Annotated in this window: 1 protein-coding gene; it reads right to left on the bottom strand. The window is 56.1% G+C overall.

The window, feature by feature from the left end; translation table 11 throughout:
• The coding region (locus KDM89_RS20895; protein ID WP_212689753.1) for an N-formylglutamate amidohydrolase at window positions 1–335 on the bottom strand (335 nt) is incomplete at both ends.

Genomic DNA, 335 nt, shown 5'->3' with positions numbered 1-335 from the left:
AGGCAGCCGCAGCCGGCGTGCTGTGCAGGCAATCTGCGAGTGCCTGTTGCAGTGCCGGGGCACAGGATTGTTGATCCGCGGTACCAAAATTCAAATCCGGCAACCGCCCCTCAAAAAAGCGTGGCACGACGGAAGCGATAGAATGCGCATCCCATAACACCACGCGCCCATGCAGCGCCAGCAAGCGTTCCAGCTCATTTTGCAATTGCTGATGGTAGGGCTGCCAGTAGTGTTGAATACGACGCTGCACTTCGGCCTGATCAGGCAACTGGTCAAGTGCATACAGTGCTTGTTTGTGGAAGGTATCTACCGGGCATAAACCGGTCGTATCTTGC

Source organism: Cognatundibacterium luofuense (genome assembly GCF_018139685.1).
Lineage (GTDB): Bacteria > Pseudomonadota > Gammaproteobacteria > Burkholderiales > Burkholderiaceae_D > Undibacterium > Undibacterium luofuense.
Note: the sequence above shows the minus strand (reverse complement) of the source record. Positions and strands in the feature narration are given on the sequence as shown.